The sequence below is a fragment of the Bifidobacterium asteroides genome (assembly GCF_009683175.1).
GTDB lineage: Bacteria > Actinomycetota > Actinomycetes > Actinomycetales > Bifidobacteriaceae > Bombiscardovia > Bombiscardovia asteroides_H.
Window position 1 is genome coordinate 918,227 of record NZ_WKKW01000001.1, and the last position, 25,481, is coordinate 943,707.

General features: G+C 59.6%; 16 protein-coding genes and 1 tRNA gene. 13 read left to right on the forward strand and 4 right to left on the reverse strand.

What is annotated here, in order from left to right; translation table 11 throughout:
• The first annotated feature begins 116 nt into the window (after positions 1-116).
• The 7 genes from GKC41_RS03910 (at position 117) to GKC41_RS03940 (ending at position 7,557) form a co-directional block, all read left to right on the forward strand.
• The gene (locus tag GKC41_RS03910) at positions 117-2,105 is read left to right on the forward strand and encodes a serine/threonine-protein kinase (RefSeq protein WP_154312994.1); all 1,989 of its coding nucleotides are present in this window, start codon (positions 117-119) and stop codon (positions 2,103-2,105) included.
• Between the two features lie 62 nt (positions 2,106-2,167).
• A complete protein-coding gene (locus tag GKC41_RS03915; RefSeq protein WP_154312995.1) occupies positions 2,168-3,091 on the forward strand; it encodes a DsbA family protein in 924 nt (307 codons plus the stop codon).
• 110 nt (positions 3,092-3,201) lie between these two features.
• Positions 3,202-3,275: transfer RNA gene (locus GKC41_RS03920), tRNA-Thr, on the forward strand.
• A gap of 403 nt (positions 3,276-3,678) precedes the next feature.
• Complete coding sequence (locus tag GKC41_RS03925; protein ID WP_154312996.1) at positions 3,679-5,103, forward strand: G5 domain-containing protein; 1,425 nt, start codon at positions 3,679-3,681, stop codon at positions 5,101-5,103.
• Positions 5,104-5,136: 33 nt separating this feature from the next.
• Positions 5,137-6,018: a 16S rRNA (adenine(1518)-N(6)/adenine(1519)-N(6))-dimethyltransferase RsmA gene (gene rsmA / locus GKC41_RS03930; RefSeq protein WP_154312997.1), complete on the forward strand. Its 882-nt coding sequence runs from the start codon at positions 5,137-5,139 to the stop codon at positions 6,016-6,018.
• On the forward strand, positions 6,015-6,935 hold the full coding sequence (locus tag GKC41_RS03935) for a 4-(cytidine 5'-diphospho)-2-C-methyl-D-erythritol kinase (RefSeq protein ID WP_324612021.1): 921 nt from the start codon (positions 6,015-6,017) through the stop codon (positions 6,933-6,935). Before rsmA ends, GKC41_RS03935 begins: the two co-directional genes overlap by 4 nt.
• 10 nt (positions 6,936-6,945) lie before the next feature.
• Positions 6,946-7,557 (forward strand): LytR C-terminal domain-containing protein, encoded by a 612-nt coding sequence (locus GKC41_RS03940; protein ID WP_195760138.1) that lies wholly within the window; start codon positions 6,946-6,948, stop codon positions 7,555-7,557.
• 112 nt (positions 7,558-7,669) lie between these two features.
• Here GKC41_RS03940 and GKC41_RS03945 read toward each other — a convergent pair whose 3' ends face one another.
• A complete protein-coding gene (locus GKC41_RS03945) occupies positions 7,670-9,094 on the reverse strand; it encodes a CCA tRNA nucleotidyltransferase (RefSeq protein ID WP_324612022.1) in 1,425 nt (474 codons plus the stop codon).
• Between the two features lie 108 nt (positions 9,095-9,202).
• Here GKC41_RS03945 and GKC41_RS03950 point away from each other — a divergent pair, with 108 nt between their 5' ends.
• The 5 genes from GKC41_RS03950 (at position 9,203) to GKC41_RS03970 (ending at position 19,016) form a co-directional block, all read left to right on the forward strand.
• Positions 9,203-9,844, forward strand: a complete 642-nt coding sequence (locus GKC41_RS03950) for an NUDIX hydrolase (RefSeq protein ID WP_418904375.1) — start codon at positions 9,203-9,205, stop codon at positions 9,842-9,844.
• Positions 9,841-12,045, forward strand: coding sequence for a DUF6049 family protein (locus GKC41_RS03955; protein WP_154313000.1), 2,205 nt, complete (start codon positions 9,841-9,843; stop codon positions 12,043-12,045). The genes GKC41_RS03950 and GKC41_RS03955 overlap by 4 nt, the downstream gene beginning before the upstream one ends.
• Positions 12,042-16,271, forward strand: coding sequence for a lipid II flippase MurJ (locus GKC41_RS03960; RefSeq protein WP_154313001.1), 4,230 nt, complete (start codon positions 12,042-12,044; stop codon positions 16,269-16,271). The genes GKC41_RS03955 and GKC41_RS03960 overlap by 4 nt, the downstream gene beginning before the upstream one ends.
• 243 nt (positions 16,272-16,514) lie before the next feature.
• The gene (locus GKC41_RS03965) at positions 16,515-17,798 is read left to right on the forward strand and encodes a PLP-dependent aminotransferase family protein (RefSeq protein ID WP_154313002.1); all 1,284 of its coding nucleotides are present in this window, start codon (positions 16,515-16,517) and stop codon (positions 17,796-17,798) included.
• Positions 17,799-17,801: 3 nt separating this feature from the next.
• Positions 17,802-19,016 carry a D-alanine--D-alanine ligase family protein gene (locus tag GKC41_RS03970; protein WP_154313003.1) on the forward strand — a complete coding sequence of 405 codons (1,215 nt, stop codon included), beginning with the start codon at positions 17,802-17,804 and terminating at the stop codon, positions 19,014-19,016.
• A 1,277-nt stretch (positions 19,017-20,293) separates the two neighbouring features.
• Here the strand turns inward: GKC41_RS03970 and GKC41_RS03975 are convergent.
• Positions 20,294-20,644: a hypothetical protein gene (locus tag GKC41_RS03975; RefSeq protein WP_154313004.1), complete on the reverse strand. Its 351-nt coding sequence runs from the start codon at positions 20,642-20,644 to the stop codon at positions 20,294-20,296.
• Positions 20,645-20,753: 109 nt separating this feature from the next.
• Here GKC41_RS03975 and trxB point away from each other — a divergent pair, with 109 nt between their 5' ends.
• Positions 20,754-21,698 (forward strand): thioredoxin-disulfide reductase, encoded by a 945-nt coding sequence (gene trxB, locus GKC41_RS03980; protein WP_154313005.1) that lies wholly within the window; start codon positions 20,754-20,756, stop codon positions 21,696-21,698.
• A gap of 162 nt (positions 21,699-21,860) precedes the next feature.
• Here the strand turns inward: trxB and GKC41_RS03985 are convergent, their stop codons facing one another.
• Entirely contained in the window at positions 21,861-23,456 is a 1,596-nt protein-coding gene (locus GKC41_RS03985; RefSeq protein ID WP_154313006.1) for a ParB/RepB/Spo0J family partition protein, read from the reverse strand.
• Between the two features lie 4 nt (positions 23,457-23,460).
• Positions 23,461-24,408, reverse strand: a complete 948-nt coding sequence (locus GKC41_RS03990) for a ParA family protein (protein ID WP_154313093.1) — start codon at positions 24,406-24,408, stop codon at positions 23,461-23,463.
• Between the last annotated feature and the right edge of the window lie 1,073 nt (positions 24,409-25,481).

The window sequence follows — 25,481 nt, forward strand, 5'->3', positions numbered from 1 at the left end:
CGCCTGTTTACGGATTATGCCGTCGACTGTCTAGCCATTTGCGGCGATCTCGGACGCGGCGAAACAGCAGGAACCGCAATCAGGTGCTTTTCAACCAGTCGGGGCACAATGGAGATATGAGCGATCTTGAGGGTTTGGACCTGAGGCCGGGACGGCTGGTCGGGGGCTACACCCTGATTGAGCCCCTGGGCGGCGGTGCCATGGGGTCCGTCTGGCGCGCACGGGATGGCGGTGGCCAGGACTACGCCATGAAAATCCTGCGTGAATCCCTGGAGGAGGACCCGGTCTCGTCAGACAGCCCCGACGTTCAGGAGCGCGCCTCGGCCCGCGAGCGCCTGCGACGCGAGGCTCTGGCCCTGCAACGGATTCGCCATCCAGGTGTCTGCAGGATCGTGGATATGGAACTTGATGATGCCCTGGCCTTCATTGTGACTGAGCTGATCGAGGGGCGCAACCTTCGCGACGATGTAGCGGTCAACGGCCCCTATCGTGGCGACGACCTGGAGCGGCTGGCACGCAAACTGACCGATGCCGTCGCAGCCGTCCACCAGGCGGGCATCGTCCACCGAGACATCAAGCCCACCAATGTCATGATCTCGGTCTCGGGGCCGGTGCTGGTGGACTTTGGCATCGCCATGGGCCAGGGGCAGAGCCACGTGACCCGGACCGGACTGGTCATGGGAACCCCCGGCTTCATCGCCCCGGAAATCATCGACGGAGCCGAGGCCGACCAGGAAACCGACTGGTGGAGCACAGCAGCTGTTCTGGCCTATGCAGCCACCGGACGAGCGGTTTTCGGCGACAAGCCCATGATGGCGGTCCTGGAGCGGGAGGCCTCGGGCAATGCCGACCTGTCCGGACTGCCCGTGGGTACCATGAGAGCCCTGCGCTCGGCCCTCTCCCCCGACCGAAGCGCACGCTGCACCCCCCAGGAACTCCTGGAGGCCATCAGCCGGGACGCCATGGATCCGCAGGCCTGGCAAGGAGAACAAGACGGCAAGGGCAGTCAGGAGACGATGCGCCCTTTTGGCGGCGGCTCTTCGGAGGCTGAGGGGCGGGCCGACTCCCCCACCATGGTCGTTGAGCCGGCCACCATGCCCATGCCGCCTATCACCCAGGCTGATCCAGACAGTCCGCGGACGGCCTGGTCACAACCTCCGACAGACAACAGAACCGATGAGCAGACGACCCTCCTGCCCGACTCGGGACAGCCCACCAGATTCTTGAATCCCCTTCCCGCAGCCCAGGAGCAGCAGGAACAGACGCAGACCTGGCAGGACCAGCAACCCTTAGCAGATCGCCGAGATCTTCAGGCCACCACCGTTCAGGATCCGCTGCCGCCGGCACAGCCCCTACCCAGCGGATACCGCAACGAGGCGGACGCCCACTGGCTGGGAGACCAGCCCCCCGCCCAGATGCGACGTCTGCGCTACCTGAGGGCGGGAACCCCCTGCCTGGTCATGTTGGGAATCCTTCCCGCCCTACTGACAGCTCTTGCCCCGGTATCGGCTCTGGCCGCCGCCGGAATCCTCCTCTGGGCCCTGAGCACCGCAGGATGGAGCATAAAAGCCCAGATCGAACGGGAGCTGCGCCGCGAAGGCCCTCGACGGAGCACCGACCGTCTGTTGAACGCAGCCGCCCTCCCCTGGCACCTGCTCAAGGGCCTGGCGGCCGCCCTACTCCGCCTGCCGGGCATGGTCCTCGTCCAAGCCTTGGTTGCTCTGCCACTGACCTGGGCGGGCGCCTTCACCACCGTTCGCGCAGGCCTGACCCTGGGCGATCACCTGCTGACCTTTCCCCTGCCAGCTGCCCGACCCCTGTCCGCAGGCGGACTGGCCATGGCCCTGGCGACGCTGGTCGGTTGGTTGTTGACGACCCTGCCTACGCAGGACCGTTCAGCCCCCAAGGCCAACAGCGGCAACGTGGTCCTGCGTCTGGCGGCGGGCCGAATCCCCATGGGCCGTCAAGATCCCGAGGCGCCGGGCAGCCCCCACCGCAGGTGGATTCTGCTCCTGATCTGGCTGCTGATCATTGCCGTCCTCCTGGCCGGGTTGATTGCCCAGCCCTCCATGGATTGGGCCCCCATCCACCTCCTGCGTGCCTAAGGTCGTGCTCCACCCCTGGCGGCTACACTATGCTCAGTACGCCAAGGAAAGGATCCAAGGTCATGTCCAAGGGCAAGCAGAACCGCAAGGCCGCGCTCAAGGCCCAGGAAGAGGCCCGGCGGCTCCAGGAGGCCAAAGAGCGCCGCCAGCAGACCATGATCGGCGTCATCGTCACCGTGGTGCTCATCGCTCTGATCGCTCTGGGCGGATTCCTCTACTGGCGCAGCCATCGCCCGGTCAAGACCCAGGACCTGGAGCAGGCCCGTCAGGCCGTCGCAAAGGTCAAGGAAAAGCCTTCGGCCGCCAATGACCAGGGCGGCTTCCTGATCAGCTCCCAGGGGCTCAACAAGCCGGTGGCCAAGGCTCCGACCGTGGAGATCTACATGGACTTCATGTGCCCAGGCTGCGGCGCCCTGCATCGCGGCCTGGACTCCACCCTGACCGATCTGGTGGATGCCGGGCAGATCAACCTGGTCATCTATCCCATGAGCTTCATGGACCGGCTCTCCACCGACAACTACTCGAGCAGGACGGGCACGGCCACCATCTATGTGGCCCAGCACGACCCCGACCACCTGCTGCCCTTTATCGCCAATCTCTACGCCAAGGACTTCCAACCGGACGAGTCCGACTACCACCCCATCAGCAACGACAAGATCCGCCAGCAGGCCATAAAAGCCGGCGTCGATCCCAAGGTTGCCGACCAGGCGGTCAAGGGCCGCTACCGGGCCTGGATCAAGGCCATGGACGCCTACACCCCCCTGCGCAAGGAACTCTGGAATCCCAGCGGGTCCAACAAGGGGCAGATGACCACGCCCACGGTCCGCATCAACGGCAATTACTGGGAACTGGGCAACCTGTCCCGGGCGGGCTTGGACTACAGTTCGGGCCTGCTCAAGGCCCTGGGTCTGGACCAGTCCAAGGTGGGCGTCAAGGGCGCCATGCCGGCCATCGGCGCCTCCGGCCAACCGCGCTCGCTGAGCTGAACCGGCCAGGTCGGGAGGAATTTCGCGCCCAGCGTCCCCTTGGGGACACGGTGATGGTACGATATCATTCCGTACCGCGGCCCGGAATGCTGTAATGGACCACCGGGACCGCCTCCTTAGCTCAGTTGGCCAGAGCAGCCGCCTTGTAAGCGGCAGGTCGTCAGTTCGACTCTGACAGGAGGCTCTACGCCAGGAACGAACCATAAAATCCGATTATTCAGCTTTGTCTCCGGGCAGGCTATAATAATGGACATTACCTGGATAATTACAAATACTTCCCTCGAGTAAGTCATTTCGGAGGCTCGTTCTCCGAAGTACGAACGGAGCTTTTCCCCAACCATCTCCGTTCGTATTCGAGGACGGGATCATTCCCCTTCATTCCCGTCCTCTTGACGTTGATCCGCCGGCCCAGGGCCCGGGTCTTGAAAAGCCGACTGACCGATGACGGTCAGGTCGGCTTTTTTATTGCCACCCGTCTGCAACAAATGTGGATGTTTGCCCGACCTTGCGGATTGTGCGGTTCCGCTCCATGCCCGCGCCGTTAGAATTGCCGGGTACGGACAAGGCAGGAACAGGGAGGCGAGCACATGGCCAGACGCTGGACACCGCGGCGTTTCGTCGTGCTCAGAAGGATTCGCGTGGTCTCCTGCGCTCTCCTGGTCGTTCTGGCCACGGTCCTGACCTTCGGCATTGCCGCACGCAAGAGCGTGGCGTTGAGCGTCAACGGGCAGACCAGAATGGTGACCACCTACGCCTACAGCGTGGACGGTCTGCTGCGCGAGCAGGGAATCAAGGTCAAGACCCACGACCTGGTCGATTCCACCTCCGGAGGCCAGCTGCGCAACCATGCGGCGGTCACTGTGCGCTCCGCCTATCAGACCACCATCGTCATCCAGGGCCAGCGGGTGCCCTTCTGGACCACGGCCACCAGCATGGACCAACTGCTGGGATTCTTCGAGGAAAACCGCAAGCAGGCCATGAAGGTCACCGTGGATGTAGGCAACGTCTATAACCAGCTGACCGGCGGTCTGGTCATCAACCAGGCAGGGCCGGTCACTGTCATAGCTGACGGGAAGACCTCGGTGGCCCCTGACGGCAAACTTCCAGCCGCATCCATACTGGACTCCAAGGGCATCGTGCTAGGCAAGGAGGACCGGGTCAGCGTGGAGCATGACCAGGGCACCACCGTGTTGCGGGTCCAACGGGTCACCCACGGAAACACTCAAAAAACAATCCCCATACCCTTCGCCACGAGGACCGTGGTCGACCCGAGCCTGGCGCCCGGTCAGACCCTGGTGCGGCAGGCGGGCGTAGCCGGTCAACGCCTGCAGACCATACAGGTCACCTACGTGGACGGACAGGCCGAATCGGAGCAGGTGATCAAGGAAGAGACCGTAGCCATGCCAGTGGATCAGGTGGTGGCCGTCGGTCCCGACAAGCCGAAGGAGGAACAGAACAGCGGGCAGCAGTCCAAGAACACAGGCAAGGACTCCCAGCAGGCGCAGGAGACCCCCTCTCCGAGCCCCTCGCCCAGCAAGGATTCACAGTCGGCAACGACACCGGCCCCTACGCCAACACAGACCAAGCCTCCGCAGACCACGCAGCCGACACAGCCGAGCACACCAGCTCCAACTCAGCCCGAGAACAAACCAGCTCCGTCGCCAGCGCCAGCGCCGAGTCCATCTCGTGACGGTCTTTGGCATGCGAAACCTGATGTAGCCCAGGTCTACGCCGGGGGCGCCGCCGCCCAGCGCGGATGGACGGGTTCGCAATTCAATGACCTGGTGACACTGTGGAACAAGGAATCAAGCTGGCTCTGGTATGCCCAGAACCCCAGTTCCCCTGCCTACGGCATTCCCCAGTCTAACCCTGGCTCCAAGATGGCGCTATTCGGAGCCAATTGGCGTGACGATGCTGCTGTCCAGATTGATTGGGGCCTCTACTACATCGCACAACGGTACGGCAGTCCTAGTGCGGCCATGAGCTACTGGAACGTACATCATAACTACTGATTCCCTAACCACATCCACGAGCAACGAACCGACATGAACACTAAAACCGAGAGTGACCGCCTCCTGGGAGCAGCCGACATCCGACGCCTCGCCGACCAGATCGGCATCCACCCCACCAAGCGACTGGGGCAGAACTTCGTCATCGATCCAGGGACTGTCCGCAGAATCGTCCGTCTGGCCAGGGTGGAATCTGGCCAGACCGTTCTGGAAGTGGGTCCTGGTCTGGGTTCCCTGACTCTCGGTTTGTTGGAGGCGGGCTGTCTGGTGACCGCCGACGAGATCGATCCCGTCCTGGCCCGGCAGCTGCCGCAGACCGTCCGCGAGCGCATGCCGGAGAGCCTGGAACGGCTGACCGTGATCCACCGGGACGCTCTGACCCTGACCCCTCAGCTGGCAGGCGACGCGGGCACGGCCACCGACCTGGTCATGGTGGCCAATCTGCCCTACAACGTAGCCACTCCGATCATTCTGACCCTCCTGGCCCGGTTCGCCAATCTGAGCCGATTTCTGGTCATGGTCCAGAAGGAGGTGGCGGACCGGCTCACGGCCACCCCGGGCTCCAAGGTCTACGGCGCTCCCAGTCTGAAGCTGGCCTGGTACGGCCATGCCGCCCAGGCTGGCAGGATTGGGCGCCATGTCTTCTGGCCAGCCCCCAACGTGGACTCAGCCCTGGTCTCTTTCACCCGGGACAAAGATGGACGCGGACGCGGGGATGAGGGGACAAGAACCGAGGTCTTCTCCCTGATCGATGCCGCCTTCGGACAGCGCCGCAAGACCCTGCATGCCGCCCTGAAAGGTCTGGCGAACGCCGAAACCTTCCAGGCTGCAGGCATTGACCCTGCACGCCGGGGGGAAACCATGACCATCGAAGAGTTCGTCGCCCTGGAGCAAGCCCGCCGCGAGGTGACCGAGTGAGCCCGGCAGCCGGAAGGGATGGCATTGCTCTCTACTGTCCCGCCAAAATCAATCTGAGGCTCCACGTTGGCCCGACCCGAGCCGACCTTGGAGGTCAACACCGCCTGGACACCATTTACAGCGCCGTGGGAATCTGGGATCGGGTGGAACTGCGCCAGAGAGAACCTGGCAGTGGCTTCCGCTTGACCCTGGAGGGCGAGCACCTGGGCGACCTGAACCGCCGGGATGCCGATCCATGCGCCAACCTGGCCGTCAAGGCCCTCCTGGCCATGGCCCAGGCCGCCGGACATCAGCCTGATATGTCCATCCACATCGTCAAGCGGATACCTGTGGGTGCCGGCCTGGCCGGCGGATCCGCGGATGCCGCCGGAACCATGCTGGGCCTGAACCGGCTCTGGAATCTAAGGATGCCTGCCGCCAAGCTGGATCGCATCGCTGCCGGTCTGGGCGCGGACCTGCCCTTCTGCCTGCATGGAGGGCTCAGCAGGGGGACAGGTTTCGGCCAGATTCTGGAACCCCTGGATCCGGATGGCCCACAGGCCCAGAGACTATCCCGAGCTGGGCTGACCGGGCACCTCCTTATCGGGGCCTACGATGACCAACTGAGCACAGCCCAGGTCTACAAGGCCTTCGACCTGATCGGACCCGATCCCCACGACCTGAACGACCTGCAGGAGACCGCCTGCACCCTGCACCCGCGCTCGCGCAAGGCCCTGGACCTTGCCCGGCGGGCAGGCATCGGACCGGCCTTCGTCTCTGGGTCGGGCCCCTCGGTGGTGGTCATGGCCCCTCGACCCGAGCAGGCAATCGCACTGAAAAGGCTCTGGCGGGAGCAGAATGCAGTGGACAGGATCATCGAGGCTGACTCGCCAGTCCTGCCCAGGATGGTCCCACTGCGAGTCACCCATGAACAGTAGAGTAGGCAACATGACGAATCCCGAACCACTCGACGAACGCGAGGCCCGCAGGCAGTTCGTGCGACGGCGCCAGAAAATGGTCTTCACCATAGTCGTCAGCGCCCTGGTTGCCATCCTGATCATCTGCGGACTGATCATCTTCGGGTCCATCGGGCATACCGCCAAACACGCCAGCATCGCCAAGCCCAACTATGGTGTCGCCGTGCCCTGCCCGCCCGACAATGCCAAGCTGGTCAACCATCCCGACATCCGCGTGCGGGTGCTCAACGGAACCAACAAGTCCGGTCTGGCCACCGCCCTGGCCGCAGCACTGCGCAATCGGGGATTCAACATGCAGGATGTGGCGGACTATCCGGGCAAGACCGAGACAGCCCGCACCGAGATACGTTTCGGGGCTTCGGCCATTGACCGTGGCTACACTGTGGGGTCCCAATTCAACGATGCGGTTTTGATCATGGACGACCGTAACGACGATCTGATCGACGTGGTCATAGGGGCCACCTTTACCGATCTGGACGACGAGGACAGCAACTCCGTCGTAGGCCGCAAGATCGAACCCATCAAGGGCTGCCAGACCGACCCCTCCTCCATGAAGAACCTGCCCAAGGCCCCCAAGGCCTGACGATGCAGATCCGGCGTACTGTCGGATTCAACATCACGTAGCCACAATATTCGCCGCCAATTTTCGCAGTCTCCTGACCAAGGGCGCCCGCCCGGAAAGGTGTGACTTAGGGTCAGGCTTGGTCGGCGCCCTCTCTTTGCCACCAGTCCCTCAACTCCTGCTCGGCTGTCTGCTGGTCGACCGGGCCCTGATCCAGGCGATAGTCCAGCATGTGCCGATAGGCGCGTCCCACCTGCGGCCCGGGTTTGAGGCCCAGAATCTGCATGATCTGTCGTCCGTCCAGGTCAGGCCGGATGGCATTCAGATCCTCCTGCTGACGCAGTTGAGCCACCCTGTCCTCCAGCTCGTCCATGGCGGAAGAGAAAACCTGAGCCTTGCGCTTGTTGCGGGTGGTCGCATCGGCACGAGTCAGACGATTGAGCCGCTCATAAAGCGGACCGGTCTCTCGGGCATAACGGCGGACAGCCGCATCGGTCCACCGCTCGTCCACATAGCCGTGGAAACGCAGGTGCATGGAGATCAGGTCACAGACGTCGGCGATCAGGTGGTGGTCGAAGCGCAGGGCCTTGAGGCGCTTGCGGGCCAACCGGGCTCCAACCACATCGTGATGATGGAAGCTGACCTTGCCGCCGGGCTCAAAGCGTCTGGTGGCGGGCTTGCCGATGTCGTGCAGCAGGGCGGCCAGGCGCAGGGTCAGATCCGGGGCGGGCACAGGTCCGTCAGGTCCGGTCTCCAGGGCTATGGCCCGATCCACCACCATCAGGGTGTGCTCAAAGACGTCCTTGTGCCGGTGATGCTCGTCTATCTCCAGCTGCAGAGCCGGCACCTCGGGCAGAACGATGTCAGCCAGGCCGGACTGCACCAGGGCCTCGATGCCCTGGACGGGGTGGTCGGCCAGCATGAGCTTGGTCAGCTCGTCGCGAATCCGCTCGGCCGAGACGATACTGATTCGATCGGTCATGCGGGTGATGGCCTCTGCGGTCTCCGGAGCAATGGTGAATCCCAGCTGGGCCACGAACCGCACAGCCCTCATCATCCGCAGGGGGTCGTCATCAAAGGACTGGCGGGGATCCACCGGGGTCCGCAACACCTGCTTGGCCAGGTCGTTGGCCCCCCGGTAAGGGTCCACGAAGACCAGGTCGGGCACCCGCAGGGCCATGGCATTGACGGTGAAGTCGCGCCGAGAAAGATCGCCCTCAAGGCTGTCCCCATAGTCCACCTCGGGCTTGCGGGAGTCGGGATCATAAGTGTCTCGCCGGTAGGTGGTCACCTCCACCTTGACCTCGGTGCCATCAGGACGCCGCCGCAGCGCGCCCAGGGTACCGAATTTGCGTCCCATGTCCCAGAAACCCGACCCCCAGTGACGCAGGATGGGCTCGAACTGCTCGGGCCGGGCCGAGGTGCAGAAGTCCAGGTCGTGGGAGTGCCGGTGCAGGAGCAGATCGCGTACAGGACCCCCTACCAACGCCAGTTCAAATCCCTGCTCGGCGAAGAGGCGCCCGAGCTCGATGGCCTCCGGCCAGACTTGGAAATCCACGCTCACCCTTTCCTACGGAGTTGATGCGCCTACTAGCATACCGTTACCCCACCTGCACATTACCTTACGTAAAGTTGGAGTATGATTACGCCCGCGGACATGGCGCGCATGCTTGCACATAGCGCCGACTCTGCGGACACCCATGCCCACGGACAGCAGGGGCGGAACCACCTGGTGGAGACTGTAAGCGAACGCCTGGATCCGCAGGTTCGCGAGCGCATACAGACCGAGGATGACGCTCCCACGCCTGCCCTCATGCCCCGGCACAAACATGCTTCCGGTCCTTCCACGTTCGCCTCCCTGGATGCCCAGGAGCTGCCTGTGGTGCGCGAATATTCGGCGGGCGGGCTGATCTTCGACCGGCATGACCGGGTGGCCATCATCGCCCGGCACTCCCGCTCGGGCCATCTGGAATGGTGTCTGCCCAAGGGGCATATCGAGAAGGGGGAAACACCCGAGCAGACGGCGGTGCGCGAGGTCCATGAGGAGACGGGGATACTGGGTAGGGTGACCGACTCCATCGCTACCATCGACTACTGGTTCACCGGGACCAATCAGCGGGTCCACAAGCTGGTTCATCATTTCGTCCTGCGGATGATCGGTGGATCCCTGAGCGTGGAGGGCGACCCCGATCATGAGGCCGAGGACGCCATCTGGGTGGACTTCTCTGACCTGACCTCGGTGCTCAGTTACCCCAATGAGCGTAAAATAGCCTGGCTCTACGCGAGGAAGTACAAAAAACAGCTATGATCCAGACCCCCCTGCGCCCGAGCGGGCGCACCAGCCAGCGCACTTATGCCTTCAACCGATGGACCCGAATCCTGCTGGCGATCGTCCTTCTGGCCGCGCTGGTGATGACTCCCTGGCATCCGACACCAGCCCTGGCTGCCACCAGTCATCAGAGCTCAGCCGAGGTGGCCCTGCGCTGGTCCACGCCAGTGGTGACCGACAAGTCCGGCTACGCCCTGCGCGCTGCGGTGACCAACACCGCGAACCAGCCCATGGAGAATGCCCATCTGAGCGTATCCACCAGCGCCCTCTACTCCTTCAGCTCCCGGGCCGACATGCAGGCCTGGTCCGAAGGCCACGCCCGCATCCCCACCCCGGATGTGCTGGGTACACAGGCAGTACCGACAATCCCGACCGGGCAGAGCACCGAGGTTGCCGTCAACGTACCGGCTGATCAAGACGCGATCAAGAAGATGACCAGCTGGGGGCCCAAGCCCGTCCGACTCTCCTTGAGCGACGATCAGGGTCGGATCCTAGGCGATGTGTTCACCTTTCTGACCCGGACCTGGGATGGCCTGCCCACCGCAGGCACCCCCGCCCTGTCCCTGACCATGGTCCTGCCACTGACCTCCTCGGACTGGAACATTGACGACAAGGCCATGACAGCGCTGATGACCCAGTCCAGTGCCGAATCCGAGTCAGGCTCGGGCAACGATAAAAACCGGAGTGTGACACTGACCCGCCAGGGGACCCGCCGCCAGGAGGACCAGAGCCAGCTGCTGTCCAAACATGGGTCCCTGCAAGCCATGGGCGACCCGGTCTACCTGTCCGCCTTCGCCAACCGTCCCCAGATACAAGGGCTGATTCAGCCAGCAGATTTCGACATCACCGGGTATGCGCCCCAGAGTCAGGACCGCTATACCCAGGCCGGTGTCACCCCGGAGGCCTGGAGTGCCCAGACCGCGGCCAAGCTCTATGGGGACGCGGCGCCTGGCGCGTACGCCTGGCAGGGTCGACAGGAGTGGACCATGGAATCCATCGCTGCGGCCCGCCGTGCCGGCTATCAGACGGTCATCGCCCCCCAGGGCTTCGAGGTCGGTGCCGGCACCTCCGCCCATACCGGCAAGTACACCATCGAAACCAAGGCCGGAAAGGTAACCGTCCTGTCGGCCCAGCGCGAGCTCAGCAACCTGGCCAGGGGCCACCCCAGCTCCACACGCGCCACCGGTGAGCAGACTCAGGCCGGGCAGACGGCCCGCTTCATAGCCCAGAGCGCCTTCTATCAGATGGAACAACCCTACGCAGAACGCTCCCTTCTGGTCTGCTTCGATACCGATGAGGACACCCAGCAGGTGGACCGGATCATGACCGAGCTGGAGCATGCCCCTTGGATCAGCCTCAAGTCCATGGACGACCTGATGCAGGCGCCCGACTTCACCGGCGGGTCGTCGGGCCTGCTCAAGGCCCTGGAGCTCGGAAGCGCCAAGAGCGGCGCCAAACATGGCGATGGCCCGACAGGCACCCTGGACTCCCTGATCGCCAGCCGGGCTGACATCGACCGATTCGCCACCTCCATCCTGGCTGACGACAAGCAGGATTCCCAACCCACCGCCAGCGCCTCGGCAGGCAAAACCGACAGCCAGGCCCTGGCCCGCCAGGATGCCGACGCCACCGCCCGCCAGCCCAAGGATCCGCATCAGTGGCTGAACCAGCTGACCGCTGCCCACGACGATCTGGCCCTGAAGTCCCTGGGGGGAACCGCAACCGCCGCTGACCTGGCCGATCAGGCTGAGGCCATATCCCACCGGCTCCTGGACGGGATCAGCATCACACCCAGCGAGTCATTGAACGTAGTCAGCGAGACGGCCTCCATGCCCGTCACCGTCAGCAACAGCCACCCCTACCCTGTCCACGCCCGCATCAGCGCTCGCACCGACTCCATGGAAATCGTCACCTCGCGCATGGCGGAGGCGGTCATTCCCGCCCGCTCCGAGGCCCAGGTGACTTTCAAGGTCAGGGTAGCGGCAGCCGGCAGAGCCAACGTGGACATCGGCCTGCTGGACAGTCAGGGCCGTCCATTCGGCCAAGTACGTCGGGCCCAGATCACCAGCAATCTGCGACTGAGCGACATGAGTGGCATGCTCATCATTGTCATCGCCGTGCTCCTGGGACTCCTGGGGCTCTGGCGGCAGTTCCACCGTACGAAGGACCCGGACGAATGAGTTCCGTAGGGCGCAATTCCGCCATCATGGCCACGGGCACCGCGGCCTCCCGCGTAACCGGGCAGATCCGCACCATCCTGCTGGCAGCCGCCATAGGCACCACCGGTATCGCGGCCGACGCCTACCAGACCGGCGCCATGATCCCTCAGGTCATGTTCACCCTGATCTCGGGCGGCATCTTCAACGCCGTCCTGGTCCCACAGATCGTGCGCACCCTCAAGGAGCGGGACGCGGCAGACCGGCTGAACAAGCTGATCACGGTCGCCATGGTCCTCCTGGCCCTGCTGACCCTGCTGCTGATGCTGGGCACCCCGGTGCTGACCACCATCTATCTGAACTCCAAGTGGAACCCGGCCCAGCGGGCCCTGGCCAACTCCTTTACCCTCTGGTGCATGCCACAGGTCTTCTTCTACGGGCTCTACACGGTCCTGGGGCAGATCCTGGCAGCCAAGGGCCGGTTCACCGCATACGCCTGGAGCTCGGTGGGCGCCAACGTCATCAGCTGCCTGGGCTTCCTGGCCTTCATCCTCCTGTTCGGCAACGCCCGCAATCAGCCGGTCGGCTTCTGGGACAACGGCAAGGTGGCCCTGACCGCCGGGGCCTGGACCCTGGGAGTGGCCTTCCAAGCGCTTGTCCTCTTCATTCCCCTGATCATGAGCGGCTTCCGCTATCGTCCTCGCTGGGGCCTGCGCGGAATCGGCCTGCGATCCATGGGCTCGGTGGCGGCCTGGAGCATGTGCGTGGTCATCATCAACCAGCTGGCCAACGTGGTCAATGCCCGCATCAACAACGGCGCCCCCCTGGAGGGCAACCCGTTTGACATCGCCGGCAACGGCTCCTATCAGAACGCCTACACCATCTTCATCCTGCCCTACTCGCTGGTGGCCGTCTCGGTCAGCACGGCCCTCTTCCCCAAGTTGTCCAAGGCGGTTTCGGACGGCCGCATCGGGGATGCCCGCAATGATCTGAGCCAGGCCCTGCGCAATGTGGGACTGGTCATGTTCTTCTTCGCCGCAGTCCTGCTGGCGATTCCAGTGCCCATCACCCGAGCCCTGCTGCCTTCGGTAAGCGTCCATGAGTCCGTCCTTATCTCAGGACCGCTGATAACCCTGTCCCTGGGGCTGGTTCCCACGAGCGCCTTCCTGCTCATTCAGCGCACCTTCTACGCCTTCGAGGATGGCCGACATCCCTTCATCTTCGCGGCCGTCTCCAACACCATTCAGGTGGCACTGGTTCTGGTATCCATACGCCTGTTGCCTCCCCGTTACTGGGCGGCGATGGTAGGGCTGAGCCTGTCCCTGAGCAGCCTCCTCAGCTTCCCCGTCCTGGCTCACATGCTGCGCAGCCCCTTCCAAGGGAACCTGGACGAGCGGCGGATTCTTATCACCTACGCCAAGGCCTTCCTGGCTGCGGGATTGGCCCTGGCGGCCGCCCTGACGGTCAAAACCCCGGTGACCCACCTGGTCGGCGCCTGGATTCAGGGCCGGCAGGGTCACATGAGCTGGGTGCAGGCGCTCTTCATCTGCGTGGTCATCACCCTGCTGACGGCGGTCATCTATGTCGTGACCCTGGTAGCCCTGCGCACTGAGGAATTCATCCAGCTCCTGGTCGATCTGGCCCGTCGGCTGGGCAGGACAGCCCGGCACCCCGTCCGCAGCCTGGACGCACTGCAGGAGCGACCCTCCCGGCTGGCCGACCGCTCGGTCAGGGTGGTGCACTCCTCCTCCCCCGACTCCGCTCTGCCCGGCATGGACGCAGCACTGGAGAACTTCGAGGAGGCCCGTGAGTCCGACGCTGATGGAGAATCCGCGATAGCCGGACCTCCACCGGCTCCCCCGACTCCGCAACCCGTTAGGATTGTACCTAGGAACAGCAAGGTCCACCACGGTGTCGCCGACTACAGGCGACGCCCCACTTCTGATGAGAGCTCGGCAACCATGAACGCGCATATCGGAGACACCATCCTCGGCAGATACACCCTGGTCACCCTGCTCCGCCGCGCGAACGGTCTGAGCGCCTGGCGGGCCAAGGACAAGGTCCTGGATAGGGACTGCCAGCTCTTCATCGCCGGGGATTCCACCTGCATGGACCGGATCAACGTCAACGCCTCAAGTCTGGCGCTGAGCAAGGATCGCCGCTTCACCCCGGTCTATCAGCTGCACACCCGTGACAAGGTCTCCCTGATCGTCACCGCCCCCGATGCCGGCATGTCCCTGAGGGACTACATGCACGGACCCGCCGGAGGAACGCTCAGCAATCGGGCCGTCGGAACCATCATGGGAGAGGTCACCGAGGCCATGCGCACCCTGCATGCCGCAGGCATGGTCGACTATGCGGTCTCCACAAGCACTATCAGGCTGGCACCCGCCTCGATCACCCTGGCTGATGCCCCCATATCGCCCATGCTCGAGCACCCGTCGGCCTCGACTGAGACGGGATTGGCGGACGAGGAGTGTGCCATACGAGAGCTGGCAGGCGTGCTCTATGCCATGCTGACGCGCCGACCCGACCAGGACGGACGGCAGCCCAGTCTGCAGGAGCTGCCCAAGCAGGCCCCGGAAGAGTTCAAAATCATCTGCATGCGTGGGCTGGGCCTGGCGAATGAGCAGGGAGCCGTGCCGGTTCCACTGGTCACTTTGGCGGAGCTCTCGGCCCTGCTCAGCCCCTGGGTCCCGCCCGAGGAACTGACCGACAGCGATCTGATCTGGCCCGAGCTGGACGGCCGCGCCTCCATCGAGTCCGTCGCCCTGCGTCCAGTGGACCCCAAGAACGTACTCCCTCTTCCCGCGGGGCTGACCTCCTCGGCCCTGCCTGCCACGCAGACCGTATCCCACCATGAGCCGCACTGGAAGACCAACCAACTGCTCTTCCCCGGCCGCAGCGAAATCGAAATGCTCAATCCGGAGGATACGGATACAGACCTCTTCTCGCTCTTTGACGAACGCCAGCGGCTGCGCTCGCTGAACAGCTCCTCCCGCAAGACCGCAGCCATGGACGTGAGCGCACTCAGGGCGACGGCGGCCAGACCCGTAGCCGTGGATGAGGAAGAGTCCAAGGCTGTGACCGGACGGATGCCGACCGTCAAAGACGATCAGCGTAAACCGTCCGAGGCTCTCAGCGGCAACGGCGTGACTGCCAACAATCCCGTGGAGCGAGGCTTCTCCCAATGGGACTTCCACAAGTCCAGCGGCGAGGAGAACAGTGCGGCGGACGGCAGCAGCCAGGCCACCAGGGCAACATCCAACATGAGCGTCTCGCAGGACGGCAGAGGTTCGCAGACGCGCCAAACAGACGCTGCGGCCACCAAATCTCATGTCGGAGGCAATGCAGAATCTGCAGCCCGGAGTGGACACTCTTCTTCTGCCGCTGCTACTGACAGGACCAAGGCATCCAGCCAAGCGACCCAATCCTCCAAGAGCCACGATTTCGACGAGGAGGAGCAGGAGACCACAGTCATGGAGCCGCTGCCGCCCAGCTTCACGCCTGAAATCCATTCCATGCCCGTTCCGGTGACTTACTCGGTTCTTCCCGACGATGAGCAGGATAAGGATCTGGACGATGAGGCCGATATGGCTGACACCCGTCTGTTCGGCCGCTTCACAACTCGCTCGGTGGTCATCGCCATAGCGGCCGTAATCGTTGTGGTGGCCCTGGTCTGGGCCCTCTCGACCATTACCGGGTCCCGATCCAAGGTCGGTAAAAGTGAGGGGGGCTGGCCGGTCATGTCCAACGTGCCCTTCCCCGGCAAGACCAATGAAAGCGAGGAAGCATCTCCCTCCAGCAACGGCGATGGCGATGATCAGGCTCAGACCGGCGCCGATACTGGGAACGACAAGGTCAGCCACGCTGACAAGGAGTCAGGGAAGGTTCCCGACCCGCCCAAGCCCAAGAACACCACGGCCTATAAGACGAGTCGCCAACTTTTCCTCAACAAGCCTGCCGGCCTGCAGGGCTATGGATGGTATATGCACCTGACCCAACCGGAAGAGGTCTCCCGCCTGACCATCGTCGCGCCTCAGAGCGGTGGCCACGCTCAGGTCTATGCGAATTCCACAGCGGCTCAGCCCAACCAGGGACAGCCGCTGGCGGACTTCAGCTTCGATGCCTCGGGCACCACCCAGGTCACCCTGCGCGAGCCGGTGACGACTCAGGACCTGGTCATCTGGGTGCCCATGGACGGCATGCCGGGAAACAGCCTGCGCTTCACTTCCGTTCAGGCCTTCTGAGCATGACTATGGGTCGACGACAACAAAGGCAAATCATCCCGACGTCGACCCGGAAACCATCTGTCGACCGCAATGGCCTGCAAGCTCCATGGAACCCGTCAGCCAGGCATGACTGGCTACCCATCCATATGCCGATACCATGGGTGTACCGAAATGGTAATGTGTTGGATTTTTCCTCCTACATAGCGCCTGCAGGTAATACAGTTTCCTTAGACAACGGCGGCAGGAAGGCGGAAGTCAGTTATGGCGGATGATCCCAATATTGCGTCCAAGGTCATCAAGAACGATCCTTGGTACAGCTCCTATGCAACACGAGCCGAGCAGATGCGTGCATCCGAGATTCGCGCCCTCTTCGCCGTGGCCAACCGGCCCGAGGTGGTCTCCCTGGCCGGCGGCATGCCCTACCTGGGCCGGATGCCCTTCGATAAGTTGGCCGACCAGCTTGGTGACATGCTGCGGAGCAAGGGCCAGGTGGCCTGGCAGTATGGGTCGGCACAGGGCGATCCCCACCTGCGCGAAGACGTGCTTCCCATTATGGAGCTGGAAGGCATCAAGGATGTCCAGCCGGATGATGTGGTCATCGTCAACGGTTCCCAGTCGGGACTGGACCTGATCACCAGGATCATGTGCGACCCCGGCGATGTGGTGCTGGCTGAGGCGCCCAACTATGTGGGTGCCTTGGGCGTCTTCCAATCCTTCCAGGTCGATGTGGTCAACGTGGCCATGGACAGAGACGGGCTGATCCCCGAGGCTCTGGAGGAGACCATTCTGGAGCAGCGCCGCCAGGGCAAGGCGGTCAAGTTCCTCTACACCGTGCCCAACTTCCACAATCCCGCCGGCGCCACCATGCGCGTCGAACGGCGGCCGCGAATCATCGAGATCGCCAAAAAGTACCACGTGCTCATTGTGGAGGACAATCCCTATGGACTACTGGCCTTCGACGGCCAGACCTATCCGGCCCTGCGCTCCTACGACTCCGAGGGCATTGTCTACCTGAGCAGCTTCTCCAAAATCATCGCCCCGGGTATGCGCGTGGCCTGGATGGTTGCGCCTCCCGGCATCCGACAGAAGCTGGTTCTGGCCAACGAGTCAGCCATCCTGTGTCCCTCCAACATGAGCCAGATGACCATCACCACCTATCTTGACAACTTCGATTGGAAATCGCAGATCAACGATTACCGGGGGATGTACAAGGAACGCTGCGATGCCATGGATGAGGCCTTGAAGGAATACCTGCCCTACTGTTCGTGGCTCAAGCCCAAGGGTGGCTTCTACATCTGGCTGAAGATACCCCAGGGGCTCAACGCCAAGGATATGCTGCCCAGGGCGATCACCGCCAAGGTGGCTTACGTGTCCGGCACAGCCTTCTACGATAATGGGGAGGGGGCGGACCATATGCGTCTGTCCTTCTGCTACCCCACCCCAGATCGGATCCAAGAGGGGATACGCAGACTGTCCACGGTCATCGAGAACGAACTCGCCACCGTCCGGCTGTTCGAGCCCGACAGCGGCAAGGAAAGGGGCTGAATCATGGCGGCCAAGCACAGCAAGACACCACGGCAGCAGACCGGTGGCAAAACCCCGGCAGTCGGCAAAGCCAAAACAACCGCGAGCGCGACGACGACCACAGCCGCCAGCCCGGACACTACCGCGGCCAACAATGCGTCCATGTCTACTGGCGAACCGGCCAAAAGAGCCAGGCGGACCTCGCATCGCTCCACTCGTGAGGCCACGCCGTTCACCAAGGACGATGTCCTCTCCCTGGCGAGCAAGGCTACCAAGCGTGCTGACAAGTCCCTCCTGGTTATTTGTGGCGGCCTCAGCCATGAGCGCGATGTCTCCATCAGCTCAGGGCATCGAGTCCAGGGATTCCTAGAGGAGGCCGGATGGACGGTCCATGTCCACGACATGGATGGCTCGCTTCTGCCTTACCTGACCGACGAGTCGACCCGTCCTGATTTGGTCTGGCCTCTATTGCACGGTGCCAATGGCGAAGACGGCTCCATTCGCGATGTCTTGGAGATGGCGGAACTGCCTTACATCGGATCTCGGGCCAAGGCCTCTCGTACCGCCTGGAGCAAGCCCATCGCCAAGAACGTTGTCCGCATGGCTGGATTACACACTCCGCATTCTGTGACCTTACCCGAGTCCATGTTCCGAGAGCTGGGAGTCGAACCCGTTATCGATATGCTCCTAGGTTCGCTGGGGCTTCCTCTTTTCATCAAGCCCACTATGGGCGGCTCAGCCATGGGGTGCACTATGGTGACTGAACAGAGCCAGCTCACTCAGGCGTTGATCAACTGCTTCGCCTACGGTGATGTGGCCCTGATCGAACAGGCCGTCACGGGCACCGAGGTCTCCGTGTCCATCCTCGAGTTTGACGGGCACCCCCTGGTTCTGCCTCCGCTTGAAATCTGGACCCCCTCAGGCACCTACGATTTTGAGGCTCGTTCCACACCCGGCCCGACGGAGTTCTATGTTCCAGCCCGACTGGATGCCAAGACCACACAGGCTGTGAGCGATGCCGCGCTGACCGCCCACCGGGCTTTGGGACTCCGCGACATCTCACGTACCGACTTCATCGTTGATGCCCAAGGACAGCCGCAATTCCTGGAGTCCAACGTAGCACCCGGCATGACGGACACCTCGCTTCTGCCGCAATCAGCCTTGGCTGCCGGCTACAACCTGCCAGAGCTATACACTGCATTGGTTCAATCCGTTTTGAACCAAAAGCGGACCGACTGAGACTTAAAAGCCCGCCTGGTTCTGTCTACCGTTCGGTTTTCATGAGTGGGGTCCGCCTGATGCATAGTCTGCAATTTGCGCGATATGCATCAGGCGGACCTGCAATATACGTAGCTTGCAAATACAGGCGGAGCAGATAGTACGCAAGGCTGGGCGCCCTGCACACAGTACTGATTAACAGTTTCGAACAGTATGGACTAACCGTTTGTAATCATCAAACCCGACACTCTATTGTGCGTTCATTATTCTCATCAGAGCGCTTCTTTGATACCAAATGTCAATTGTTCCCCATTCACCACCCCAACGTTGGTTATTTCCCCTCCGTCTATGCGTTAAGATCGACTCTCCGCTCCCCCTTTACGCTCCACTTCACCTCCACTCCCCGCCTTCCCTTTGCTGCTCAGCCAATGCCAACATCGAGCCACGGTTATGTTCAGTCAAGTCCTAGTTTTTGAATTGTCGACAAGGCTGACGTGCAGAAGCAATGCAGTTTAATAAATTGCAATGCTGGAATGGCTGGCCACTCTCTAGGACTCAACCCACAATAGACAGCTGTCCCGCTCCATACCTATGCATGTTCTCTTGACCGGTATCGAATGTTTCACGTGAAACATTCTGGGTTGCACAACGTGCTTGGCCGACTCCAGCGAGGATCCCACACCGTACGGCCCCTATGACTGACAGCGAATCCTGCCCGTTAAAAGTGCAAGTCAAATAAAGACATGGGTCGCACGAAAATGAATGCAGCTTTCATAGGTTCGCCACCATCCGGAGTTCCTGCATCAATCAGCACAGGATGTTTTACCTAGAAGTTTGCCAAGCGGACGTGACTACATATATATAAATATATAGACAGCACGGCTTTTGTGTCTTCGAGAATCGAACCATCTCTACTTAGCCATCAAGAACTTCGAGCGGGAGCTGAGTCCGCACCAGTCAATTGTCATTTGCCACTGGCGATGCAGAACCAGTTCGTTGGCCCCGATTCTTTCATGCTCATCCTTGAGAGCACGATCTTCCTATCAGGATTTAATTCAGCAGGTCCTATTGCTTACGGGGTTTGCACCACGGGTTTACTCCCCGTGCCCGCTGCAAAGCTCATAGATAAACGCCCATAGATACCCTGCAAATTAGAGGGTAGGCATAAGCACAGATCCAAGCTCATCCGTCCTTGTTGAAAGACCATACTTTAAGGACCATGCTTCCGTAATGTCGAACTTACGATTGAAACTGCGCCCCAACGTGCCTGAACTGTCTACGGCTTGGCTGAATTTGCTTTACTCGTCCCTGCTGCTTTCCTCGCCCGTTTCTGTTGCCTGCGAAGAATTTTTACCAGGTCCTTCCCGAGTTGAGAATGTATACCGGTCGGCAGTCCCAGAAGTCACATCTTCATCAGCCTCAGAACTGTTGTCTATCACCTGGGAATCTGCGTCCAACTCGTCTTCATTGTCGTCAGAGCTGGGAGGATTCCAAAAACGCCAGCTATGCCAGCTGTCATCCCCGCTCTTATCCTCTGTTTGGTGGCTGGGGTGTTCCCGCAGCAATCGATCAACTCGGAGCATAAACCAGATCAACACCAGAATTGTCCCAATATTGGTTACGATGGCTACTATCACGGTTTTCTCCATGGTTCAAGGATAGCCTGCTCCTGTCAGAACCCAGCTGACCGTGAGACAACAAGCGCCCTTTTCGCCCACCGCGTGTGACCCAGTCATCCTAAATGGATACAGTAGCGTTATGAAGCAAACTGTTCATGATGCCATTGTTATAGGGTCCGGACCCGCAGGATACACCGCCGCCATTTATCTTGGCAGAGCTGGATATGCTCCACTCGTTATCGCTGGAGCACTAACGCCCGGCGGTCAGCTTATGAACACGACGGAAGTAGAGAACTTCCCAGGATTCCCTAAGGCAGTGCTCGGTCCCGATCTAATGGATCAGATGCGCGACCAGGCCGAACATTTTGGCGCTCAGATTGAATACGACGATGTCGTCTCAATTGACTTGAGCGGAGACGTCAAGCGGATTACCACCGATGGAGGCCAAGAATACCAAGCTCGATCCATCGTCATCACCACTGGTTCGCAATATCGTAAATTGGATATTCCTGGCGAGCGCGAGTTCTCTGGGCGAGGGGTATCCTACTGCGCAACATGCGATGGCTTCTTCTTCAAAGATAAGCCGATTGTAGTCGTTGGTGGCGGTGACTCTGCCATGGGTGACGCGGACTTCCTGACCCGTTTCGGCTCTTCTGTCACACTGATCCATCGTCGCCAAGGCTTCCGCGCTTCAAAAATCATGGTGGACCGCGCCAAGGCCAACGACAAGATCAGCTTCCAGCTCGATTCGGTCGTCACGCAGATCAACGGTGACGATAGCGGCGTAACTTCTTTAGACGTCCGCAATACAGCCACAGGCCAGCAGTCCACCATTCCAGCTAATGGAGTATTCGTCGCCATCGGATTCACCCCTCAGACTGCGTTCCTTAATGGCCAAGTCGATCTGGATCAGGACGGCTACATTCTGGTCGAAGGTGGGTCGACGAAGACCTCAGTACCTGGAGTCTTTGCCGCTGGTGATGTCACAGACAAGATTTATCGTCAGGCCATTTCCGCTGCTGGTATGGGTTGCCGTGCTGCCCTAGATGCTCAGGAATATCTTACGAGTTTGGATAACCGATAAGGCCTGACACGCCCCGCTAAACAAGAGTTTAGGTGCCTGGCAGTTTACGACTGCCAGGCACCTTGTTTATCGATTATGCACAGCTGCCTATCAAATTTCCTTTAGTTATCCATCGACCGCGATCGGACACTCTACTTAACAGGAAAACGACAAATCATGTGATTAAACCCAGCCTTTATCGCCCGAACGACTGTCATTATTTGCGAATTGATTCTTCTCCAAGAGAATGGCGACGATGCGGTCCATGTCTTCAGGTGAAGAAAATACGATTTCTATCTTCCCGTGCTTTTTAGAGCCCTTGATAGCCACCTTGGTATCAAAGCGACTTTCCAAATCCTGGCGTACAGGACTATCCGCCCAAGCATTAACCCTAGGCTTTTTTGCTTTCTTCTTCGTCTGCCCGGTCTGCAACGCGACGAGTTCCTCGGTAGATCGTACCGACAAACCTTCAGCAATAATTTTGTCTGCCAGAGCAGCCATGGACTTTTCATCCGGCAAAGTAAGCAGGGCACGAGCATGTCCAGCTGACAACACACCTGAGCTTACTTTTTTCTGTACACTTGGGGGCAACTTCAACAGTCGAAGTGTGTTGGTGATCTGAGGTCTGGACTTAGAAATCGACTTGGACAAACCGTCCTGAGTCAAGCCGAACTCGTCAATCATCTGCTGATAAGCGGCTGCTTCTTCCAACGGATTAAGAGCCACTCTATGTAGATTCTCGAGCAGAGCATCCCGCAGCATGGTGTCATCGCTCGTTGTTTTCACAATTGCCGGTATTGTGTCCAGGCCAGCCAATCGAGTAGCTCGCCAACGACGCTCACCCATTATGATTTCATAATGTGTTGTCTGACGTAGATTAGCCACTCTCTGGTTTACAAGCTGACCCGATTGTTTTTCTTCGGGCGTGGTGCTGCCAATTGCCTTGATTTTGTTTTCGGCGCTGTCAACTGAGGTGGTTTTATCCTCAATTGTTCTTGGACGGTCTGCAAGAGTTGATCTACGCACCACTATGGGCTGTAATACACCAACTTCCTTAATGGAGCGGGACAGCTCCAGCAGTTCGTCTTCATCGAAGATTTGCCGTGGTTGCTGAGCGTTGGGCCTAATATCATCGACACGCACCTCGGCCAAGTACCCACCTTGGACGGGTTTCAACTCCTCCTGGCTGTTGTCCTCCGCCTTGTTTGGCTCGCTTTCACTGCGAACAGCGCCTGTGCGGGTAGAGCTTTGCCGAGTCTCATTTACCTGACGGTCGACACCCTCACTCGATTCCATCATGGACGATGTTTCACGTGAAACATTTGTCGTTGTAGGTCCAAAGAATAGATCACTTGGATGTTCAAGGCTGCTGATGGACGGGACAGACCGACGCTTGGTAGTCCTCTTCGAAGTGGATGTTTCACGTGAAACATCCTTGTCGAGAGAATCAGGAATGCGGGCACGCCTTTGCCTCGAATTAGTACGTTTGCGACTGCTCTTAGAAGAAGTTGTCGTAGCCATTAGTTGAGAGCCTGCACGACCCGGATGCGTGGTACTCTGTCCTCCTTTGTCTCCGTCTTTTTCTGAGGCGTCCGTCACTGGGAGCTGTTGTCCATCCGATTCCGCAGGCAAGCCTTGAAGAGTAGGCTGCCTGTTGCGAGAATTCAATGCTTCGTTATCTTGTTGCCGACTTTTATCAGCATTGGTTTCGTCATCTTCACCCGGCAGGGCGGGGAACAGAGCCCCCAAGCCCTTGCCCAACCGTGAACGGCTTGTCATGTCCTCACTCCCCCTGTCTTCTGCTGGCGATATGTTCCAGTACTTGCTCGGATCTCTGGGCGATTTCTAACGCTGCCTCTTCATAAGCGATAGCGCCGGCTCCTTTGGGGTCATAGGTGACAACGCTTTGTCGGAAGCTGGGAGCTTCAGAGATTTTGACTGAACGCGGGATAGTTGTATTCAGTACTATCTCTGGATAATGTTCCTTGACCTGATCAAACACTTCTTTGCTGAGCAGTGTCCGCCTGTCGTACATAGTTAACAACATAGTCGAGATTACCAGATAGGGGTTATAGCTCTGCTGAACAAGTCCTATGGTATGCAGCAATTGTTGCAGTCCCTCAAGAGCATAGTATTCAGCTTGCACCGGAATCAATACCTCATTGACGGAACACATGGCATTCAGAACCAACAGCCCCAGACTAGGTGGGCAATCAACAAGAACATAGTCATAATGCTGGCGGCAGACTTTTAGATAGTCGGCGACAGCTTTCTTCATGAGTTGATTGCGGTTGGGCATATCCGCAACTTCGAGCTCAGCGCCACTCAGATCAATAGACGATGGGACAACCTCAAGGTTGGGGAATTCAGGAGAAACCACCTTAACGTCGTCGATCCCAAGACGACCCTCAAGTACATCATATGTTGATGGTGTCCCGGACTCGTGAGCCACACCCAGTGCAGTGGAAGCATTGCCTTGTGGATCCATATCGATGACCAGCACACGTTGGTCAAATTCTGCAAACGCGCATGCCAGATTAACAGTGGTCGTGGTTTTCCCTACCCCGCCTTTTTGATTCGCAACGGCGATGAAGCGAGTCTTTGACGGGTTAGGGAAATGAGCCTGATGTAAGGCCTGATAGCGTGCAGATAGATCTGCCATCTCCGCTCCGGACACCGAACCGGTCCCGTCAGCGAATATTCGATTCAGAATATCCGTTGCCGTCTCCATACCTGATGTGTTCGGCGTAGACTGCTCACCGACTTCCGGAGTATTTCTCGAAACGGGTTTCACCTTCTTCGATGCGGTCACGAACCTTCCTCCTTTTGATAACCATTCAATTTTCCCGTCCTCGTTGGACATGTAAGAGCGGCTGCAAGTTATACACCATCACTGTTCATAACTGTGGACAAGTGTGGATAGCTTCTTCCACTCCTATGTGAACTACACCTCTACTAGATCGTTAATCTTGCCTTGCAATTATTGACAATTCTGACACTTGAAGTCTCCGGTTATAGTTCGCAGACAAAAATGTGGATAATTCAATCGCGAGGTCTGAATTGTGCATAACTTAATGACAGCGAATAGATAAATTTGCTACCCATTTAATTTAAACAGCAACATTCATGGTTATAATCAATGATTACATCCATCTGTTGGACGGCTGTTATAAATGCCGGCGCGACTCTCAGATTAGACTATCAGATTGAATTTTGGGCGGTAAATCCAATACAAAACAACAGGCCGGTGTTTCACGTGAAACAGCTTTTCTGCCCGGAAAATATAGCTGCCCCGCTAATTATCGGTTTTACACAGTCAAGCAGCCAAGCTTTGCCTGTTTCAATTTCAAAGTCTATCGCATACGAAAATTAACCATACTGGATTGGCGAACAGCAATAACAATGTAAACCAAAGTGTGAATTTTGTATAGTCAAGCAACTGACTCCAATATAACGATCAGCATTTCATTCGAAATAGCTCGCTTACTGTTGAAAAAAGATCTCGAAGAAAAGAGCTACGAACGACTTCTCCTATTTGAATATAAAAGGGACCGCGACTTTCTTTCGACCGGGCTCCAATAACACTGATCGCGATTGTTGTGATTTGGGTTGATTGTTTCACGTGAAACTCTACAGCCAATCTTTACCTATAAGTCATCTACCAGCGGTGTCTCCGGCTGTATAAAGTTGAGCCATAGATACAACCGGATCTAGCAAATACAAATACACTTTCTCGTACAACATTGTTACACTCATATATCTACCCTCGAAAGCCCGGTAGGTCTTTTAGATCAACAAAGCTCG

Bases quoted from the DNA above. Each gene is read 5' to 3' on its own strand.
- GKC41_RS03925 (WP_154312996.1), top strand. From the start codon at position 3,679: ATGGCCAGACGCTGGACACCGCGGCGTTTCGTCGTGCTCAGAAGGATT.
- GKC41_RS03950 (WP_418904375.1), top strand. From the start codon at position 9,203: ATGCTTGCACATAGCGCCGACTCTGCGGACACCCATGCCCACGGACAG.
- GKC41_RS03965 (WP_154313002.1), top strand. From the start codon at position 16,515: ATGGCGGATGATCCCAATATTGCGTCCAAGGTCATCAAGAACGATCCT.
- GKC41_RS03960 (WP_154313001.1), top strand. From the start codon at position 12,042: ATGAGTTCCGTAGGGCGCAATTCCGCCATCATGGCCACGGGCACCGCG.
- GKC41_RS03985 (WP_154313006.1), bottom strand. From the start codon at position 23,456: ATGACAAGCCGTTCACGGTTGGGCAAGGGCTTGGGGGCTCTGTTCCCC.
- GKC41_RS03990 (WP_154313093.1), bottom strand. From the start codon at position 24,408: ATGGAGACGGCAACGGATATTCTGAATCGAATATTCGCTGACGGGACC.
- rsmA (WP_154312997.1), top strand. From the start codon at position 5,137: ATGAACACTAAAACCGAGAGTGACCGCCTCCTGGGAGCAGCCGACATC.
- GKC41_RS03915 (WP_154312995.1), top strand. From the start codon at position 2,168: ATGTCCAAGGGCAAGCAGAACCGCAAGGCCGCGCTCAAGGCCCAGGAA.
- GKC41_RS03970 (WP_154313003.1), top strand. From the start codon at position 17,802: ATGGCGGCCAAGCACAGCAAGACACCACGGCAGCAGACCGGTGGCAAA.
- GKC41_RS03910 (WP_154312994.1), top strand. From the start codon at position 117: ATGAGCGATCTTGAGGGTTTGGACCTGAGGCCGGGACGGCTGGTCGGG.
- trxB (WP_154313005.1), top strand. From the start codon at position 20,754: ATGAAGCAAACTGTTCATGATGCCATTGTTATAGGGTCCGGACCCGCA.
- GKC41_RS03955 (WP_154313000.1), top strand. From the start codon at position 9,841: ATGATCCAGACCCCCCTGCGCCCGAGCGGGCGCACCAGCCAGCGCACT.
- GKC41_RS03940 (WP_195760138.1), top strand. From the start codon at position 6,946: ATGACGAATCCCGAACCACTCGACGAACGCGAGGCCCGCAGGCAGTTC.
- GKC41_RS03975 (WP_154313004.1), bottom strand. From the start codon at position 20,644: ATGGAGAAAACCGTGATAGTAGCCATCGTAACCAATATTGGGACAATT.